At 24.1% G+C, this 21807-nt stretch carries 17 protein-coding genes; 7 read left to right on the top strand and 10 right to left on the bottom strand.

The window, feature by feature from the left end; genetic code table 11:
* Window positions 1-143: 143 nt before the first annotated feature.
* The 3 genes from dnaK to Lyticum_RS00945 all read left to right on the top strand — a co-directional run bounded on the left by dnaK (window position 144) and on the right by Lyticum_RS00945 (window position 3348).
* Window positions 144-2048: a molecular chaperone DnaK gene (dnaK, locus tag Lyticum_RS00955; RefSeq protein WP_322498466.1), complete on the top strand. Its 1905-nt coding sequence runs from the start codon at window positions 144-146 to the stop codon at window positions 2046-2048.
* A 258-nt stretch (window positions 2049-2306) separates the two neighbouring features.
* Window positions 2307-2537, top strand: coding sequence for a BolA/IbaG family iron-sulfur metabolism protein (locus tag Lyticum_RS00950; protein WP_322498465.1), 231 nt, complete (start codon window positions 2307-2309; stop codon window positions 2535-2537).
* A 139-nt stretch (window positions 2538-2676) separates the two neighbouring features.
* Window positions 2677-3348 carry a nucleotide exchange factor GrpE gene (locus Lyticum_RS00945; protein ID WP_322498464.1) on the top strand — a complete coding sequence of 224 codons (672 nt, stop codon included), beginning with the start codon at window positions 2677-2679 and terminating at the stop codon, window positions 3346-3348.
* 1125 nt (window positions 3349-4473) lie between these two features.
* On the opposite strand, the gene Lyticum_RS00940 is transcribed toward Lyticum_RS00945, so the two are convergent.
* The 6 genes from Lyticum_RS00940 to murA form a co-directional block, all read right to left on the bottom strand.
* Complete coding sequence (locus Lyticum_RS00940; RefSeq protein ID WP_322498463.1) at window positions 4474-5211, bottom strand: 50S ribosomal protein L1; 738 nt, start codon at window positions 5209-5211, stop codon at window positions 4474-4476.
* A gap of 144 nt (window positions 5212-5355) precedes the next feature.
* Entirely contained in the window at window positions 5356-5808 is a 453-nt protein-coding gene (locus tag Lyticum_RS00935) for an uL11 family ribosomal protein (RefSeq protein ID WP_322498462.1), read from the bottom strand.
* 88 nt (window positions 5809-5896) lie between these two features.
* Entirely contained in the window at window positions 5897-6556 is a 660-nt protein-coding gene (nusG, locus tag Lyticum_RS00930) for a transcription termination/antitermination protein NusG (RefSeq protein ID WP_322498461.1), read from the bottom strand.
* Between the two features lie 274 nt (window positions 6557-6830).
* A complete protein-coding gene (secE, locus tag Lyticum_RS00925; RefSeq protein ID WP_322498460.1) occupies window positions 6831-7187 on the bottom strand; it encodes a preprotein translocase subunit SecE in 357 nt (118 codons plus the stop codon).
* Between the two features lie 202 nt (window positions 7188-7389).
* A complete protein-coding gene (locus Lyticum_RS00920; RefSeq protein ID WP_322498459.1) occupies window positions 7390-8049 on the bottom strand; it encodes a 50S ribosomal protein L25 in 660 nt (219 codons plus the stop codon).
* Window positions 8050-8414: 365 nt separating this feature from the next.
* Entirely contained in the window at window positions 8415-9752 is a 1338-nt protein-coding gene (gene murA, locus Lyticum_RS00915; protein WP_322498458.1) for a UDP-N-acetylglucosamine 1-carboxyvinyltransferase, read from the bottom strand.
* 461 nt (window positions 9753-10213) lie between these two features.
* On the opposite strand from murA, the gene Lyticum_RS00910 reads away from it, so the two are divergent.
* Window positions 10214-10933 (top strand): CvpA family protein, encoded by a 720-nt coding sequence (locus Lyticum_RS00910; RefSeq protein WP_322498457.1) that lies wholly within the window; start codon window positions 10214-10216, stop codon window positions 10931-10933.
* Between the two features lie 197 nt (window positions 10934-11130).
* Here Lyticum_RS00910 and rpmB read toward each other — a convergent pair whose 3' ends face one another.
* Complete coding sequence (gene rpmB, locus Lyticum_RS00905; RefSeq protein WP_322498456.1) at window positions 11131-11445, bottom strand: 50S ribosomal protein L28; 315 nt, start codon at window positions 11443-11445, stop codon at window positions 11131-11133.
* A gap of 166 nt (window positions 11446-11611) precedes the next feature.
* Window positions 11612-12208, bottom strand: a complete 597-nt coding sequence (locus tag Lyticum_RS00900; RefSeq protein ID WP_322498455.1) for a peroxiredoxin — start codon at window positions 12206-12208, stop codon at window positions 11612-11614.
* Window positions 12209-12328: 120 nt separating this feature from the next.
* Between Lyticum_RS00900 and recD2 the strand changes: the two genes are divergently transcribed.
* Entirely contained in the window at window positions 12329-14503 is a 2175-nt protein-coding gene (gene recD2 / locus Lyticum_RS00895; RefSeq protein WP_322498454.1) for an SF1B family DNA helicase RecD2, read from the top strand.
* 41 nt (window positions 14504-14544) lie between these two features.
* Here recD2 and Lyticum_RS00890 read toward each other — a convergent pair whose 3' ends face one another.
* Together Lyticum_RS00890 and recJ are read right to left on the bottom strand one after the other, a co-directional pair.
* Window positions 14545-17052 carry a penicillin-binding protein 1A gene (locus Lyticum_RS00890; RefSeq protein WP_322498453.1) on the bottom strand — a complete coding sequence of 836 codons (2508 nt, stop codon included), beginning with the start codon at window positions 17050-17052 and terminating at the stop codon, window positions 14545-14547.
* A gap of 209 nt (window positions 17053-17261) precedes the next feature.
* On the bottom strand, window positions 17262-19199 hold the full coding sequence (recJ, locus tag Lyticum_RS00885; RefSeq protein WP_322498452.1) for a single-stranded-DNA-specific exonuclease RecJ: 1938 nt from the start codon (window positions 19197-19199) through the stop codon (window positions 17262-17264).
* A 94-nt stretch (window positions 19200-19293) separates the two neighbouring features.
* Between recJ and lnt the strand changes: the two genes are divergently transcribed.
* The gene (gene lnt, locus Lyticum_RS00880) at window positions 19294-20862 is read left to right on the top strand and encodes an apolipoprotein N-acyltransferase (RefSeq protein WP_322498451.1); all 1569 of its coding nucleotides are present in this window, start codon (window positions 19294-19296) and stop codon (window positions 20860-20862) included.
* Between the two features lie 220 nt (window positions 20863-21082).
* Window positions 21083-21775, top strand: coding sequence for a ClpXP protease specificity-enhancing factor SspB (locus tag Lyticum_RS00875; RefSeq protein ID WP_322498450.1), 693 nt, complete (start codon window positions 21083-21085; stop codon window positions 21773-21775).
* Window positions 21776-21807 lie beyond the last annotated feature (32 nt).

The following is a 21807-nucleotide window of genomic DNA, read 5'->3' as shown; positions in this document are numbered from 1 at the left end:
TTCACTACTTGTTTTCACAACTTTTAATAATATATATATTGTGTACCAATATTAGACTAATACTTGTATACATACTTATACAGTGTGGTTAATACAATAAAAATATATATAATAAATAATAATCAATTTTTTAATATAAATTTATGAGTAAAATAATAGGAATAGACTTAGGAACTACAAATTCTTGTGTTGCTATAATGGAAAGTAAAAATAGCGCACCAAAAGTAATAGAAAATTCAGAAGGAAGAAGAACTACTCCCTCTATAGTTGCGATGACTGAAAGCGGAGAAATTTTAGTTGGTGATCCAGCTAAAAGACAAGCTGTTGTTAACCATCAAAATACTCTGTTTGCTATAAAAAGATTAATAGGACGAAATTATAATGATAATGCTATAAAATCTATTAAAGAACATGTTCCATATAAAATAGTTTCAGCAAAAAATGGCGATGCATGGGTTGAATCAAGAGGAAAAGATTATGCCCCAAGTCAAATTAGTGCAATGGTCCTCCAAAAGATGAAAGAAACTGCAGAAAATTTTCTTGGTGAAAAAATTACAAAAGCTGTAATTACAGTACCAGCTTATTTTAATGATTCACAAAGACAAGCAACCAAAGATGCAGGGAGAATAGCAGGACTTGATGTTCTTCGTATTATAAATGAACCAACAGCTGCTGCTTTGGCTTATGGATTAGATAAATCAGGAAATAAAACTATTGCTGTTTATGATTTAGGTGGAGGAACATTTGATATTTCTATATTAGAAATAGGTGATGGCGTTTTTGAGGTAAAATCAACAAATGGGGATACTTTCCTCGGAGGTGAAGATTTTGATCTTAAAATTCAACAATACTTATGTGATGAATTTAAAAAACAAAATAGTGTTGATTTAACTAAAGATCCAATGGCGCTTCAAAGATTAAAAGAAGCTTCAGAAAAAGCTAAAATTGAACTTTCAAGCACAATGGAAACAGAAATTAATCTTCCATATATAACAGCTGATGCAACAGGACCAAAACATCTTAATGTTAAAATAACACGTGCTAAATTAGAAAGCTTATGTGAAGAATTTATACAAAGAACAATAGAACCTTGCAAAGCAGCACTTAAAGATGCCGGTATTAATGCTAGTCAGATAGATGAAGTAGTAATGGTTGGTGGTATGAGTCGTATGCCTCGTGTTACTGAAGAAGTAAAGAAATTTTTTGGTAAGGAACCACATCGTGGTGTAAATCCTGATGAAGTTGTAGCTATAGGTGCAGCAATTCAAGGCGGTATTTTAAGTGGAGATGTAGGAGATGTTGTTCTGCTTGATGTTACACCTCTATCTATAGGAATAGAAACATTAGGTGGTGTTTTCACTGCTTTAATTGAAAGAAATACAACAATTCCAACTAAAAAAAGTCAAGTATTCTCAACAGCAGAAGATAATCAACCTTCAGTTACTATAAAAGTTTATCAAGGTGAACGTAAAATGGCAGCTGCAAATAAATTTTTAGGACAATTTAGTCTTGAAGGTATTCCACCAGCACCTCGTGGATTGCCTCAAATTGAAGTTACATTTGACATAGATGCAAATGGTATACTTCATGTTTCAGCAAAAGATAAAGCTAGCGGTCGCGAGCAAAGAATAACAATTCAATCTTCAGGAGGTTTAAGTGAAGAAGAAATAAAGAAAATGGTTAAAGATGCTGAAGAAAATGCAGCAGCAGATGATGCTCGTCGTGCTTTAATTGAAGCTAAAAATACAGCAGATAGCAATATTTATTCAGCAGAGAAAAATCTAAATGAATATGGAGATAAAATTAGCTCAGAAGATAAAGAATCAATTAAATATTCTATTGAACAACTTAAAAAAAGTATTGAAGGGGAAGATCTTGAAGATATAAAAAATAAGACAGATCAATTACAAAAAGCTACAATGAAAATTGGAGAAGCAATGTATGCTTCACAAAAAAATGATAATACTGATAATTCAAATAATAATACTTCTAATACTGATGAAAAAGTTGTTGATGGTGAATTTGAAAATGCAGATGCAAATAAGTAAAGAAGTAAAGAAGTAAAGTAATATAAAATTATAAATAATAATTAAAAAAATTAAAAATAGTAATCTTATATAAAATTAAGATTACTTTAATATTTTACTACTCAATACTTTACTAAAATAAATAAATAAATTAAAAAAAAATATAGTATGATATAATATAAAAATATAATAATATAAATTTTTAAGTGTAAAGAATATAAAATCTATTAATTAATATATTTTTAATAGTATTTTTTAAATATATAAAATTATAAATATATGAGCGTTATTACAACTGAAGAATTGATAAAAATACTACAAGATAAATTTCCTAATTCCGATATTGATGTAGAAGATATCGCTGGTGATAATAATCACTATAGTATATCAATTAAAAGTGTTGATTTTAAAGGATTATCTCTTGTAGATCAGCATAGATTGGTTTATAACAGATTAGGTGATCTATCAAATAAAATTCATGCATTAAAGATCAAAACAATTAATTATTAATAAAAATATATTAAATGTGTGTTTTTATATATTATTTTATATATTAATATTCATTTTAAATATACCTTAAAAATTCTTTTAATTATTATTAAATTTTAGTTATTATTAAAAATTATTAAATTTTATAATTTATAAAATTATGTCGAACAAAACTATTCAAGATATTTTACAAAAAAGAAAACATAAAAATATTTATGGACAAAAAAATCCTTCCAGTGGAAATAATAATTCATATGAAAAAGAAATTAAAAATGATAATAATAATACAGATGATAATAATATAAATAATAATATCAAAATTAATGATAATGAAATAGAAAATCATAAAAAAGATGATAATAATGATTATTATCAACAACAAATAGCAAAATTAGAAAATGACAATAAACAATTAAAAGAAGTAATTTTAAGAGAAAAAGCTGAAAATGAAAATCTTAGAAGAAGATATGAAAGAGAAATTTCTAATGCTGAAAGTTATGGAATAACAAAATTTGCGCGTGATATTGTAGAGATATTAGAAAATTTACATAGAGCAAAATCTCATATAAAGATTTCAGAAGAAAATAAATCTATTATAGAAGGATTTGAAATGAATATAAAAATTTTTGAGGAATCCATTACAAAACATGGTATAAAAAGAGTTAGTCCATTAGGAGAACAATTTGATCCTAAATACCATCAAGCTGTTGCTCATATTAATGGTACTGGTGAACAAGGATCAATAGCAGATGTAATACAAGCAGGATATATTCTAAATGATAGAATATTAAAACCAGCACTCGTTGCAGTAATTAAAAAAGATATTGTTTAATATATAATATTAAAGATCAAAAAAAAATATATTACAATATTTCTGATAAAAACAGATTGTAATATCAGAAAAAAATTTAAATTAAAAGATATTTCTGATAGAAATCTAATAATAATTAAAAAACAAGTAATTTTTAACTATTTTAATTTAATCTAGTTATATAAACATAATATAATCAAATTAAATTCTCAAATTAAATTCAAGAACTAAATAATAACATTAATGTTGAAACTAATGTTGATATAAATAATAACTAAAAAATATTTCTGATAAAAATAGATTGTAATATCAGAAAAAACTTAAATTAAAAGATATTTCTGATAGAAATCTAATAATAATTAAAAAACAAGTAATTTTTAACTATTTTAATTTAATCTAGTTATATAAACATAATATAATCAAATTAAATTCTCAAATTAAATTCAAGAACTAAATAATAACATTAATGTTGAAACTAATGTTGATATAAATAATAACTAAAAAATATTTCTGATAAAAACAGATTGTAATATCAGAAAAAAATTTAAATTAAAAGATATTTCTGATAGAAATCTAATAATAATTAAAAAACAAGTAATTTTTAACTATTTTAATTTAATCTAGTTATATAAACATAATATAATCAAATTAAATTCTCAAATTAAATTCAAGAACTAAATAATAACATTAATGTTGAAACTAATGTTGATATAAATAGTAACTAAAAAATATTTCTGATAAAAACAGATTGTAATATCAAAAAAACTTAAATTAAAAGATATTTCTGATAGAAATCTAATAATAATTAAAAAACAAGTAATTTTTAACTATTTTAATTTAATCTAGTTATATAAACATAATATAATCAAATTAAATTCTCAAATTAAATTCAAGAACTAAATAATAACATTAATGTTGAAACTAATGTTGATATAAATAGTAACTAAAAAAAATATATTACAATGCAAGCTATATTGCATTGTAAATTTTAATCAAATATTTTTTACTAATTTTTTACTATTTTATTCTTTTTATTATTTAGCAAGAATAAAACTTAGATGCAGTTAATATGCAAATATGAATAATTTTAAACAAAATAATATTAATAATATTAATTATTCTCTATTAATAGAATTATAATAATAATTATTTTTGTATTTCTAAACAAAACTGACCCTGTGTGGTTGTTAAATAACATTGACCAATTGAACCATTGCTAATTATTTTAGATAAACCATCAATAAATGCATCGAAATTAATTTTTATATCATGATGACTAAAACTAATCTTTCCTATCATGGAACGAATTCTAGAAGTTTTATCACTTTTAAGAAACACATGATTATTTATAGATTTAACAAGTGAAATTATGTCATTAGAAACAGTACCTAATTTGGGATTTGGCATTAATCCCTTAGGGCCTAATATTTTCCCAAGTTCAGAAGCTAATTTTGCCATTGTACTAGGATGAGCAATACAAACATCTATTTTTTTTCTTTTATTGGATTTTATCATCTCAATTAATGACTCATATCCTGCATATGTTGCGCCATTAGATATAACTTCATTTTTCATATCTTCATTAACAAAAGCAGCTATAATCAGATTTCTCCCAGTTCCCGCAGGTAAAGCAATAGTACCAGAAATATTCTGATCAGATTTTTTCGAGTCCAAACCCTTTAGATCAACACATATTTCAATACTTTCATCAAATTTTGTAAAATCATTTGCATATTTTTTAATCCAAGTGATAGAATCGTCGATTGACATCTTAAATATACCATTATTCTCATGACTAGACTGAGAAATATTAGTAATTTTGTCATTAATAAAATTTAAAATAGATTCTTCTATGTGTTTTTTCCTTTTTGTTTTTTTTACCATAAAATTAATATAGATATCTCTGTAAAAATATAAATTTTGAATTAATTTTGATTTAAATTAATATAAAAATAAGATGAATATAATATATAATATAATAATTTTATTTATATATTTATATGCTTGTAAAATTATCTAGAATATTTATTATTCTTCAGATCTAGATTCATCGTATATAATATTCAATCCTGCACTTTTAGCCATACCAACAACACATGCTAGAGCAGCATCTTCACTTCTTACCATCATCTCGCTCATCTTAATTTTAGCAACAGATCTCAGCTCTTCAATGCTAACATCAGGACCTTTAATTTTATTCGGAGTAGATAATCCTTTGCCGAATTTTTTAAGAACAAGATAAGAAGTAGGAGGATTTTTTATAATAAAAGTATAAGTATTATTAGTGTATGCAGTAATAACAACAACTAAAGGAGTGGTAATCTCATACATTTTAAGAGATCTTTCATTGAACTCTTTGCAAAAATTTTGAATATTCAATTTCTTTTGCGCAAGAGCAGGACCTATAGGAGGAGCTGGTGTTGCTTTCCCAGATGGTATAACCAATCTTATTGTCCCTGATATTTTCCCTTTTATTAACATATACTAATAATAATTTTTAACTTTGTAACCTCTAAAAATGCTGTCAGTGCAATTATAACAACAATTTTTTTTGTGTCAATATTTTGTATTAATAATGTTGTTCTTTTATAATGTATACTTGATTAAAATGGACTGAAATTGTAGTCTCTCTGCCAAATATTGAGACCGCAACTTTTAGGTTTTTTTTATCAAGATCAACTTCTTCTATAAGAGCTGTGAATCCTTCAAATGGACCATCTAATATTTTTACAAAATCCCCAATCTTATAAATAGATATATTCATATTTTTTATTGCCATTAATTCAACAGATTTTTTTAAAGTATTTACTTGATTTTCTGGAACTACTTTTGGCTCTTTACCACCTAAAAATCCTAGGACATCAGGAATAGAACGCAATATTGTATATATTCTTTCATCAAGATCAACATTAATCATAATATATCCAGGTAAAACTTTTTTTGAAACAAGTCTTCTGTTTCCACGAGCAATAGAAGTATAATTTTCAATAGGCATAAAAATATCATATATTTTATCATCAATACTATTCTTTATTGCTTCTTCTTTTATTAATCCAAGAATTTTACTCTCCCTGCCAGGAATCACATTTATTATATACCATTTACCTTTTAATGAGATATTATCATCTAAAGAACTATCAGTATTAACAATACTATTATCATTATTTTGATTAATACTTGTAATATTATTCTCTAAATCATTATCTGAATTTTTTAAAAAAGTTTTCATTTTTTATTATTATATTATTAATATATTAAAATATTATCAAAATAATATATATTACTAAAATTTTAACTAAAATCTGCTAAAAATAATAAAAATCATTAATAATCTTATTATATAAGCTTTTAATTATTCTATTAGTATTTTATATTAATTTTATATTTATAGGTATTTTTACTATTAAAAATAATAGTAAAACAACTCTATACTATATATAGTATAGAAAAAGAGATTATATTTATATAGATAAATTGGATATTAATATTATTTTATGTCAATATCACTTTGAAACTATAAAATAATTTATAATATTATAAGAAACATAATCAGTTAACATAAAAAATATAGATGTGAAAAAACTAACTAATCCAATTAAAAAAAATATAGAAACAACTTCATCTTTATTAGGCCAAACAACTCTTAAGTACTCAGAATAAACTTCTTTAATAAATTTTTCTATTTTTTTTCTATAAAATAAAAATTTAGTATTTTTTTCTACTTGACTACCAGTATTTACACTGTTTTTATTTGAATTTATATTTTTAGTTAAATTAGTGATATTACTTTCAGTATTTTGATTTTTTTTAACAGTATTTTTTTTTAATTTTAAATTTTTTGCTTGTTTTTTTTGAGACATATTATTAGATCTAATATTTTAGTCTATTAGTGATATTAGTTTAATTATTATATTATTATTTTAAATAAAACTAAAATTATTTATATATTAATGATATAAAAATACTAATTATTTATCAAAATAATAAAAATATATAAGAATGTAAAATAAATAATAGTAAAAATAACAGATAAAGTGAAAGATTATATAAATATAAACTCAATTAAGAAGAAGGTGTAGTAGTAGTTTTAGTATTTGCAGAAGATCTACCACTTAAACGAAATATAACTTCATCTTGATTACATAAGACTCTGACATAATCAGGTAGATTAAGATCTCTCACACGAATTATATGACCAATATCACATTTTTCTAAATCAACTTCTATAGTTGGAACAATACGATCATGAGGACAATAAAGTCTTAGTTTACGACGTACTCTATTTAATTTACCACCATGTCTTATACCTAGTGATGTAAAATAATTTTTCTCTTTAATAGGAACTTCTATTGCTATAGGTTTTTCAGATTCATTATTTAATCTTTGCAGTTCTATATGGAGTGGTTTATCTGTAACAGGATGATATTGAATAGAACGTAAGTAACATCTTTCTTCACTAATATTTATAACATCATTATTTGAAACTTTAATATTTTTAGGAGAACTTTTATCTAGATGCTGAATTATAAAAACACGATTCCTAACAGGATTCTTTTCTATATAGTCTTCAACATTTCTTGTTATAACAGATATCAGGAAATTATCTGTATTCCCACCGTATATCACACCTGGAATAAAACCTTCTTTCCTCATTTTATTTAAATCTCCTCCTGTTAATTTATTACAAATAGGCCAAGCCTTAATTTTATAATCTTCAATCATTTTTTTATAAAAAGTAAAAACTCAATCAATAATAGTTTTATATACAATTATATACAAGTATAATTGACATATTGTATTGTTACAAAACAAACATCATTCTAATAATATATACTATAAAAATAGTCAGTCAATAATGTTTTTATAATTATATATTAAATAATAAGAAATAAAGATATATTTTATATGTGGTTATATACTGTTTGTATTTTACAATTTATTATATAAATTTTTTAATATGATAAAAAATATTTCAGAAAAATTTTTATTAATTATGAATTTTAAAATATTACTAATATAAATGATATAGAATTTATAACTAAGATAAATTAATAATAATAGAATAAATATATAAAAATATATAAAGTTCATTCTGAAATTGGATAAACTTTTATTTTAAGATTAGTATTTTTTAATCTTTCTGTGAGATTTCCGTATCCACGATGAATTTGATCAGTTGCACTTAAAATAGTCTTTCCTTCAGCTACAGCAGCAGCAATTACATAAGCTAATCCTGCTCGTAGATCTGGTATTTTTATAGATTCTTTAATTGATTTTAGATGAGTTTTTCCAGCTATAATAGCACTATGCTCATGGTTTAGAGAACGATAGCGACATGGAACAGATCCTAGACAAGAAGTACTTGATTGAACATTAGCGCCTAGCTCTGTTATAACTTTTAAATAACTCATTCTATTATCATGAACAGTTTCATGAATAACAGATATCCCTTCTGCTTGTGTTAGCATGATTGCAAAAGTTTGTTGCCAGTCTGTTGCAAACCCAGGATAAACATCTGTTTCTATTGAAACAGGAGATAATTTTTTCTTACGAAAAAATTCTATAATATTATCACTAATGCAAGTATATCCACAACCTGCCATTTGATAATATGGATAAAAATTACATAGTAATCCAGGCTTTATTCCTGATACTCTAATTTTTCCATCTGATGCGCCTGCTAAGCTTGCCCAAGAAACAGCTTCAATTCTATCACCAATAATTGTAAATTCAGTACCAAAAAGCCTATCCACACCATGAATTGTTATTTCTCTATTATTACCAATAATAATAATTGCACCCATTGAAGATAGCATAGTAATGAGTTCAATAATTTCAGGTTCAATTGCAACATTTTTTATTACACTCGTTCCTTTAGCCAGAACTCCTAAAAAAATGCATGTTTCTGTTGCACCTACAGAAGGATATGGTAAATTTATATGGCTTTTTCTTAATTTCCCATTCTTTGATGCTTTATATGAGTTATCGTGATAAACAATCGAAGCACCAAAGCTTTTTAAAGCTTCTATATGAAAAGTAATATTTCTTTCTCCTATTTTATCACCACCTACATGTGGTACAACAACATGATCAAATTTTTGTAATAAAATACTTAGTAATAATATTGGAATGCGATTTGTTCTGGAATCTGGCATTAAAACATTAGCACTGTGAACTGTTTTGGGATTAATTTTCATTACATTATTTTCCCAAGATATATCAGCACCTATAGAACGAAGCATTTTAACAGTTATATCAACATCACCAATTGATGGGACATTATATAATGTTGTAGTTGATTCTCCCAGTATAGCAGCAATCATTACTTTTGTTGCAAGGTTTTTAGCTCCCATACAATGGATATCTCCATAAATTGGCTCTCCACCTGTTATCTCATAATGAAGATTATATTCCGGCATACTCATAATAAAATGCTCTTTAAACTTATTTAAAGTTATTTATTTTGTTAATTATTTAAGCCAAATGGCTTTGTTATTGATATATATTCCTTAAAATACATTAACAAAACTTTTTTATCAAATCAATTTGCTTAATTCATATTATTTAATTTTTTGTATAAAAAAAATATAAAGTGATATATAATTAGTTATTAGTTAATTTTATCTATATATATCAGAAATTATTTATATTATTTTTAATTTATTATATTATTGTTAATTTTTTATTATATAATATTATTATTTTATATTAGTGTTATATGAATGAATTCTACACCTTATAGTAAATATACTGACAAATGTATCTTTTATCTGATTTTATCTAAAGATATATATACTAAATTTATTGCTTTGTTATATTAATATATGCTTCAATCTTCATTGATAAATTGATTTGTTTTTTATTTAATTACCTTTTAAGATATTTCATGCAAGAATTAAATGAAATAGATATTGTAGTAGCATTAATAATAGTTATGTCTACTTTGAGTGGATTTTATTATGGATTTCTAAGATCGATGATAAAATTAATTGGATGGATAGGAGTTGCTTATTTTAGCTATATTTCTAAACCATATATGATGGAATTAGTAGAAAGTAAGATTCATAGTATAGTAATTGCTGGAGTTATTAGTTATACAATTGTCATTGTTATTTCCATGATTTTTTTCTCGATATTCAATAGTATCCTCATAGGATTACTATATGGATTCAGTAGATCAAGCATAGATAAAATACTTGGCTTCGGATTTGGTATTTTAAGAGGATCTTTTTTTGTAGTAGTGATTTTTACTTGTGTCAGCAGAATTTTATCTGTTTTTAATGATGGAGATGAAAAAAGTGCTTTACCTGGTATTTTATTAAGCTCTATAAGTTACCCATATTTATCTGATGCAAGAAGAAGTCTAATGGAAGATATTCTTCCTGAAAATTTTTTTCCTAATGACAACGTAGATCTTAATCTTAACGATAATATTAAAGATATAGGTAAAAATATTACCGATTCTGATAGTTCTAAAAAATCTTCTTCTTCTAAAATACAATCAAAGACTTTAAAAGAAATAGGGAATTTATCTAAAAAACCACAATCACAAAATAGTGATCAAATTAAGATATTACAAAATGCAATTAAAGAAATGCAAAAATAAACAAAAAACTAATTTCTAAAAAATATCAAAAGAATTAATATTTCATCTTAAAAAATTTCATAAATAATTAAAATAATATTAATATATGAAATATATAAGAATTTAGAATAATAAGCTATTAATATTATAAGAATTATAAAATTTTATATATTCTGAGATTTTTTTATTTATTTATAATGAATATTTATAATAAATTTTTAATTAATAGATGCATTAGATGTAGTGTTTTTATATAACATATTATATAATATTTCTTTTTTTAGTTTTCTTATAAATGGACAAATCTTTCTTGGTTTTAGTGAAAGTATATATTTATCTATTCCACCTTTAGCATCTACAATTCTCATTCCATGTGGAGTTGTTTTTATTTTCACACTTCTTTTTAAAACATCACTGTATAATCTAACATTCTGAATATTGGGTCTAAATTTCCTTTTAGTTCTTCTTTTAGAATGAGAGACTAAATTACCGCTCTGAGGAACTTTTCCTGTTATTATGCATTTTCTACTCATGTTAGTAAATTAAATTGTATAGTTTTATTAAACATCCAATTATAATTAAATAACTTATTTATAATTAAAAAGCAATGATTTTTGATATTATACTACTGTTGGTGTATATAAACAGAAAATCTTGTAAACATTTTATATAATTTCAATTACTTATATAAACTAAAAGTTATGAAGAAAAATTTTCACTTAAATATTTGCGAACACCATCTACTGTTGGTTTCATACCAGATTGTCCTTTTTTCCAATTTGCAGGACAAACTTCTCCATTCTGTTTATGAAAATCAATAGCCTCAATAATTCTAATCATTTCATCAATATTCCTTCCTAATGGAAAATCATTAACAACAGAATGTCTTATAATTTTGTCTTCATCAGCTATAAAAGTAGCACGAAGTGCAATAGATTCATCGTATAAAATACCATATTCTTTAGCAATATTTTTTTTAATATCTGACACCATGGTAAAGTTCACATTTCCTATTCCTCCATCTCTAGGATGTGTTTTTTTATAAGTTAGATGAGAAAAGTGGGAATCAACACTTATCACAATAACTGATGCATTTAGTCTATAAAATTGATCAATTTTTTCATTAAGAGAAATAATTTCAGAAGGACAAACAAATGTAAAATTTAAAGGATAAAAGAAAATAATTGTTTTTTTTCCATTTATATTTTCATAAAGATTAAAATTCTCATTAATATTATTATCTGCCATAATAGCTGGAGATGTAAAATCTATTAATTTTTTTCCTACTAATGTCATTTTAATTATTATTTTTATGATTATTGATAAACAAGTTTAAGTATATACACTTTTTATAGTATATAATCAATATGCCAAATAGCTTAAATAATTAAAAAATTCTCTAAATCTAGAAACATAATGAAACACCAGTACAAAGACGATGAGAAGAAAAATATCGATGGTATAATTCGATATCTATCTTCTGGAATAATTAGAGGGATTGGACCTAGTATAGCTCAAGAAATAGTTAAATTATTTGGATCTAAAACAATAGATATAATTGAAAATGATATTGAAAAATTAAAGTTTGTAAAAGGTATAGGATCTGCAAAATTGAAAATTATTCAAGAAAGTTGGCAAAAAAATAAAAAGTTTCATGATATTATATTATTTTTACAAGAATATGATATAAGTATCAGATATACTATAAAAATTTGGCAACATTTTAAAGAAAAAAGTATAGAAATTATAAAAAATAATCCTTATGTACTTTTTAATGAAATTAAAGGAATTGGCTTCTTAAAAGCAGATAAAATAGCAATGAAATCAGGTATTGATATAAATTCATCTTTAAGAGCAAAATCAGGAATTAATTATATTATGCAGAAAGTAATTGCTGATGGTTCTTGCTGTGAATATATATCAGTATTGATAAAAAAATGTGTAGAAGAATTAAATATAGATATCAATATTGTAATTGAAAATTTATTATCTCTTTTAAAAGAAGAGAAAATGGTTGCAGTAGATAGATTAAATTTTAATAAAATTCATTATAGTGATTTATTTAATTTAATTAAACAAAATACAAATATAACTACCGATAATAATCGAAATCTAAATAATTCTATTAATAACGATAATAATTTTAATAGTATTGTTTATAGAAATCACCAATTAGATCCATTTATTTTTAACCCTGCATATTATTATATTGAGAGATTTGTTGCACAAAAATTAATATTAATTAAAAAAAATCCTAGTTGTATAACTTCTATAATTAATACTAATAAAAAAATAAAATGGTTAGAAGATAATCATAATATAAAACTAACAGATAATCAGAAAAATGGTATTACTGCAGCTATTAATAATAAATGCTCTGTTATAACTGGAGGCCCTGGTACAGGAAAAACAACAATGGTTTATTCTCTTTTACTTATTCTAAGAAATTATTTTCCAGAACTTAAGATAAAATTAGTTGCTCCTACTGGTAGAGCAGCTAAAAGATTAAGTGATAGCACTAAAACAGAAGCTTATACAATTCATAGGCTTTTAGAATTTGACCCAATAAAAAAAGCCTTTCGTTACGATGAAAATAATTGTTTGCGATGTGATATTATGATTATAGATGAAGGGTCTATGATAGATGTAAAAATGATGTATTATTTGCTTAAAGCGCTACAATTAACTATTCATTTAATAATAATAGGTGATATTGATCAACTTCCCTCTGTAGGCTGTGGAAATATATTAAAAGATATAATAAAATCTGGAATTTTTCCTATTGTATATTTAAATCAGATTTTTCGCCAATCTAATCAAAGTAAAATAATATATTCTGCATATTGTATTAATAATGGAAAAAACCCATTAATTCCACCTATAAATAAAAATAATATTCAAGATTGTATTTTTGTTGATGTAAACAAATCTGAAAATCCAATTAATAAACTGATATCATTAATTCAAAATGAAATTCCAATTATTTATAATAAATTAATATCTAATAATGCATATTATAATAAAGAAGTTAATTTAAAATCCAATCTTAAATATAATTTACAAATTATATCACCTATGCAAAAAGGATTGCTTGGTGTTCGGAATCTTAATGCAGTTATGCAAAATCTATTCATAAATAAATCACCATCTCAATTTATTGAGTGTTTTGGGTCAAAATATTATATAGATGATAAAGTTATGCAAGTTGAAAATAACTATAATAAGAATGTTTTTAATGGAGATATAGGATATATTAAGTTTATAAATTATATCAAAAAAGAATTAAATATATTATTTGATGATAGAGAAGTATTATATCGCTTTTCAGAATTAGAACAGATAGTTCATGCTTATGCTATTACGATTCATAAATCACAAGGGTCAGAATATCCAATAGTTATTATTCCAATTGTTACTCAACATTTTATGATGTTAAATCGTAGGATTTTTTACACTGCTTTAACTAGAGCTAAAAACTTAGCAATTTTTATTGGTCAAAGAAAAGCATTAAATATTGCAATATTTAACAGAAATGAACCACAAAGAAACACTATTTTAGGAAAATTATTAGAAATAACAGATAATAATTAAAATATATTATATTATTTTTTATTTACTTATTTATTAATAATTTAATTATTAATATAATACCATTTTATCGAATCATATTTTTCATCAGGTTTTTTCCAACTATTATCATTATATATTTCAGTACTAGATGGGAATTGTGATAATGGTATTTGCGAATAATTTTTTTCTAATTTATTAATTACATCATCTGCTATAGGTAATGCTATTGTAGCACCATATTCTTTATCACCAAGAGTGTAAGGAGTATCAAATCCAACATATACTCCAATAGTAAATTGAGCTGTATACCCAATAAACCATGAATCAAAAGATGAGTTCGTACTTCCAGTTTTACCAGCAAATGGTAGCTTTGTTTTAATACCTCTGGCAGTACCCCACTTAATCGTATCAGATAGCATATTATTTATATGATTATATACTTTATTTTTTATAATTTTAGATCTACCTAATAACACTTTAGGTGGATAATATTCAGAATTACTATTATCTGGATTAATATCCTCAATATTGGAATATATATTATCTATTACTTCTTGATTGATTAATTTTTTATTTTTTTCATAATTTTCATAATCAATTTTCGATTTATAAATTAATTTTCCATCTTGAGAATAGATTTCAGATATAAGTTCTGGAGTAGTTAGAAATCCATGACTAGCTATAGAATTATAAGCATTAGCCATATTTAGTAATGTTGTTTCTTTTGTTCCAAGACCTAACGCATATTCTTTTGTATAAAAATTTATATTATTTGTATATATTTTAAATCTTTTAGCCATTTCCATAATTCTAGGAACACCAAGTGCTAATGTGAGACGGACTGTTGGTAAATTACGTGATTTTGCGAGTGCTTCTGTTAATGTAATATCTCCAAGAAAGGTTTTAGTATAATTTTTAGGAGTCCATACTCCACCAGCAGATGAACCCATATTTATTGATAAAGGTTCATCTTTAATTGTAGTGTATGGGTTCAATCCATATTCTAGCGCTACGGTATGAACTATAGGTTTAAATATTGATCCTGGTTGACGATTAGCTTGAATAACACGATTAAAATGATCACCATAATATCCACTTATCATTGCAAGTATATTTCCAGTATATGGTTCTAAGATAACGATTCCACCATTAACATTAGGAATTTGTTCTAATATCCATTCATCTTGTAATAAAAAATTTTTTTTATTACTTTTTTTATTGAATTTTTGAGAATTAATTGAAACATTAGAATATTCAGTTAGTTCAGATAATAAATTTATTTTTTTATTTCTTACCAAAATAACATCTCCAATACTTAATAAATCTTTAGGTGTTTTTATAGCTTTACCTAAATGTTGTTTAGGAAGATTTTTTCTAGCCCAACTCATATTATTGATTTTTATTACACCTTCCTGTCCGTTATTAAATCCAATTTTAACAGAATTATTATTTATTTCTATGACTATAGCAATGAGTTGACTATTTAACATACCATCTGGTTTTTCTATAGATTTAATATAAGGAAACCATATGTCATAAGGAATTTTATAATTATTATCTTTAGGTATATTTATGTTTTTATTATAGATATTTGTAATTGGTCCTCTCCATCCATGACGTCTATCATAATTATTTATTTGAGTAATAAATGCTTCATATGCTTTATTTTGTATTTCTATATCAATATTTGTAATAACTGTTAGTCCTTTTGTATAAACAATATCTTCTCCAAATAAATCAATTAGTTGACGTCTAACAGATTCTATATAATCTCTTAGTATATCATTATTATTACCAAATTTCGATGATTTATTTAAATTAATTGGTTCATTTATAGCAATTTTGCCATCTTCTTCTGATATAAAACCATCTTTAACCATTTTATTTATAACCCAATTTCTTCTTATTAGAATTTTCTCTGGATAAACCAAAGGATTAAGTTGAGATGGTGCTTTTGGTAATGATGCTAAAACGGCAATTTCAGCAATTGTTAAATCATATAATCTTTTTCCAAAATAACTTTGTGCTGCAGCTGCAACTCCATAACTATTATTTCCAAGAAATATATGATTGAGATATATTTCAAGTATTTTTTCTTTTGTATATAATTGACTTATTCTATAAGCTAGTACAATTTCTCTGATTTTTCTGTCAATATTTCGTGAATTATCTATTAAAATATTGCGAACTACTTGTTGTGTTATAGTTGATGCGCCTACCAATCTTTTATGCTTAAAAAGATTATAAATACTTTGAAATATAGCAAATCCTAATCTTTCAATATCAACTCCTTGATGAAGAAAAAAATTTTTATCTTCTGCAGCAAGAAAAGCATCAATTAATGTTTGAGGAATGTCAGTATATTTAGTTATTATTCTATTTTCACGAGCAAATTGTCCGATTTTTCTTCCAGATTTATCATAAACTCTAGTTACTGTTTGTGGAGAGTAATAGTCTATTTTATTGTATCCAGGGTGATTAGATGTTACTGAACAGAATATTTCTGTAAAAAATACAATACCTATTAATCCCAACCATACAATTGAGGATATAAAACTAAAATTAAACAATACTAATTATATAAAATTATTAATAATATAAAAATTAAAATTATCTTTATATTATTTTAATATAACCTTATAAATATAATTAAATACAACTTTAGCAATAATAATAATTGCCGAATTAATATGTATTAATATATATTTTTTTACTATTATTTTATATTATAATAAAATAAATCAACATAGCAAGAAGAGTTATAAGAATTATATATTTTTTAATGACAATTATCCATAATACCAATATCTTCTAAGATAAAATCAATCTTATCAGGAAGTTTAGGACTTTCTTGAACAGTTCCTACCATATTAACTATTGCTCCTTCATTTTGAATAAGAAATCTTCCAAACTCATTTTCACTACCTCTAAATACAACACATCGCACTACGCTGTATTCACGATTACTCTTATGATCGCTATCTATAATAAATGATCCAACATTACCACTTTTACTAACTATAGTTTTTATTATTTTTACTTTATGAAGCATAAATCTAGGTTGTGGATTCCCGTGTCCAAAAGGCATTGCTTGTTCTATTATATTTATAATACTTGCGTTATTTAAAGAGGATGCTTTTAATATTACATCTATATCTAATTTTTTTGATTCTTCTATTAAATTTTTATTATCTCTTTCCATTTTTTCTGTTTCTCTGTAAAGATATTCTTTCCATTCTTCAATTTTTTTTGAATCTATACTAAATCCACCAGCCATTGGATGTCCACCACCATCAATAAGTAATCCATCTTCTTTAGCCTTATTAAACAATGTACCAATATCAATACCTATTATTGATCTACATGATCCCTTAATAACTTTTTCATCATATATAGATGATATAACACATGGTTTATGATATCTTTCTTTAATTCTACTTGCTAATATTCCTAAAACTCCCATTGGCCAGTCTTCTCCTACTACAATTATAATTGAGTTTTTATAAAGGGAGAGTTTTTCAATCTGATTTATAACTTCTTCTTCTGTTATACGTTCTTTGATTCTTCTTTCGTTATTTAGTCTTTCCATATGTTCAACTATTTCTTTAGCTTTAACTTCATCATCAGTTGATAATAACTCGAATCCAAGCCTACTTTCATCAATTCTACCTCCAGCATTAATTCTAGGCCCTATTGTAAATCCCAGATGATGTGTTGATATCTTTTTTTCAACCCCATTATTCATCATCATATCCATAAGAGTAGATATACCTACATTACTTCTATTTCTAATAAAATGTAATCCAGATTTAACTAAAATGCGGTTTAATTTGTTTAATGGCATAACATCACATACTGTTCCTAATGCGACTAAACAAAGTAACGGCATAATATCTGGTTCTTCAATTTTATTATTATCAAACCATTTAGATCTTCTAAGTTCTTGTCTTAATCCTATTACGAATATCAACGCAACAGTCACAGCAGCTATCATTTTATATTCTGATGTATCATCAGGTCTACGAGGATTTATAAGTGCAAGTGCTGGAGGCATCTCATTACTTACAATATGATGATCTAAAATTATCACATCAATTCCTAGATCTCGTGCTAATTTTACTGGTGTGATTGCTGAACTACCACAATCTACTGTAATAATAACATTATATCCATCATCTTTAAATTTTTGAATGACTTTTGTACTCAAACTATATCCTTCAGCATTTCGATTAGGAACATAAACATCCACTTCGAAGTTAATCTGTTTAAAGAATCTATAAATTAATGCGCCTGATGTTGCCCCATCAACATCATAGTCAGAAAAAACAATTACTTTTTCGTTATTTTTTATTGCTTTTATTAGTCTATCAACTCCTTTATCCATATCTTTTAATGTAAATGGATCAGGAAATATATCTCTTAATTTAGGATTAAGATAACAATATGCATCACACACAGTGTTGATACCACGATTAACTAAAATTCTAGCTAATATTTCGCTTATTTCTAAATTTTCTGTAAGATTATGTATTGTATTAATATCTCCTTCCAATAAATTCCATTTATATCCTCTAAATGAATATCCAAGATTTATAGAATTATTTGATTCTATATTTTGATTAGAATTTTGTAAATTACCATCTAATATTTTTTTTTCTGAAATTATGTTAATATTATTGGAGATATTTGTTTCTACGTGAGAAGAAATGTACTTCATTTTAATAATGTATATTTTTATTTTTATTTTATTAAACTTTTTATATATTTAATATTGCTTTGTGTCAATAAACATAGAATAAAATGTGTAATATATGGAAGTGATCAATAGAAATATTAAAAATATATTAAAAGATATAATCCTTATAGTGTTTTTTGGTGGTATTTTAACTACTGCATTTTCTCCATTTAATATTTTTTTAACAATTTTTTTTTCATTTTACTTTTTAGTTTATATAGTTGAAAATAATATATATAAAAATTATTTATATATATTTATACTAATAATAATTTTCCTATATTCTCACTTCTACACTGGACTAAGATGGATATCATGTTCATTTGATTCTAGTTCTTCTACAAAAGAAGAATTTGGATGGGCAAAATATATAACTCAATTGGGTTTACCGCTTATTTTAGTTTGGCCACAATCAATTGGATTATTGCTTGCTTTTGGTATAACAAAATCAATTGGAAAATGTGTTAATAACATACAGAATCACAAACAAAATAGCTTCCATTACGAATATTCTTACAAAAAATGCTATTATGATAATAATTTCTCTGTTACACATTTTACAAAACAACAAAAGTATATTTTATCGATATTATTAGCTTTTTTTTGGGTTTTAGGAGAGAAATTAAGAATTAATTATATTGAACCATTTCCATGGCTATTATTGAGTCATATTAGCGTTTATCATCCTATTTTATTACAATTAATAGAAATTTTAGAAATAGAGGGTTTAGGATTTTATATTGTTATATTAGCAATAACACCATATGTAAATTGTTGCAGATGGAGTTTTGCTATAGGATTAATTTCTTCTCTTTTATTTTCATGGTCTTACTGGCGTTATCATTATATATCTTCATTAAAAATTTCATTACCACCTATATTAATTGTTCAAGCAGGAATAAAAGAACCCCCGCAAAATAATAATGAAAAAATTAAAGCATTGGAAAAAATTATTTTTTTAACACAAAATGCACAAGCTATTGCACATAAACAATATAAAAAAAGTATTATAATCATATGGCCGGAATCTGCCATGCAATTTCCAATAAATTATAATAATAAATTTATACCATTAAATTGGAGTAATAAAAACTTTGATGACATATTAATTAGTGGAGTTGATAGAATAAAAAAAAATAAAAAAAATATTTATTTTTATAATTCTTTAATTATTTTAAATAAGTCAGGATCAATTATTGGAGAATATGATAAAATTAATCTTGCACCATTTGGTGAATATATGCCATGGAAAGGATTTTTATCTAAATTAACACCATTATCAGTATCTGAATCTGATTTTGAAAAAGGTAAATTACCACAAGAAGTTTTTATTCCAATGTTTAATACCACTATTATTCCTTATATATGTTACGATATTGCTTTTGATGAAAAAAACTTATCTAAAAAAATCATAAATAATAATTCGAATAATTTTATTATACATATTGCAAATGATTCATGGTTTAGAGATAGTATTGGTTTATACCAGCATCTAGCTATGTCACAAATAAAAGCTGTACAACTAAGACGATATCTAGTAAGAGTAGCAAACATGGGTGTAAGTGGGATTATTACTCCTACAGGAGATATTATTTATAAGTTACCAGTTAATTATATTGGGGCTAAATTTTATAATATCAATTAATATACTCTAGTACATAAAAAACTAATATAATAAATATTTTTTATCAAAAAATTAATTGTAAAATTAAATAGTATTAATTATTTCATAGTGTAATTTTGGTTAAATTATTTATTTTTCAAATAAAAAAGATAAAATTAATATATAAAAAATGAGTTGTATTGATAATGATATGAATTTATTATTAATAAATAACAGCCTTAAATAGTTTTTTACAATTCATATGAACTTTAGTACTACTTTAGATTATAAATCTTTTGTGCTCAATGCACTATATTCAATTATAAAATTTGCACTTAAAAAAGTAGAAAATAATAAAAAAGATGTTGATAATTATTTTTGTATATCATTTTATTCAAATCATCATGGTGTAACTATCCCAAACTATGTTCGTGAAAAGCATCCAGGTGAAATAAATATATTTCTTCAACATCAATTCTATGATCTTAAAGTGTTTGAACATTACTTTCAAGTTAAACTGAGCTTTTACGGGGAATTAGAAGAAGTTATTATTCCATTTGATGCTATAACTTCTTTTATTGATCCAGTAGCTAATATTGAAATACAATGTAATGAGCATGCATTAGGGATAATATGCAATCAAAATAAAAAAGAAAATACAATATATGATGGAAATTATGATTCTTACGAAGATATATTATATCATAATAAAAAAAATAAATCATCTAATAATAAAAAATCATATAATTTCAATATAAAAAATGATGAAAATAATGCAAAATCTAATTTTTATTGTGAAATATGGTCTATATTAAAAGATGATATAAAAAATGATATTGATAATAAAAAAACTAGAATAGATAATAAAAATAATAATGAAAAAATAATACCTATTTCTAAATACGTAAAATATCGATCAAAACCATTTATAGATACAGATGATGATAAAATTTAGCTCAATATTTTATTTAATAATATTAAATTGTG

The organism is Lyticum sinuosum, from assembly GCF_034471385.1.
GTDB classification, from domain to species: Bacteria; Pseudomonadota; Alphaproteobacteria; order Rickettsiales; family Midichloriaceae; genus Lyticum; species Lyticum sinuosum.
This window is presented reverse-complemented; position numbering and strand designations above follow the sequence as displayed.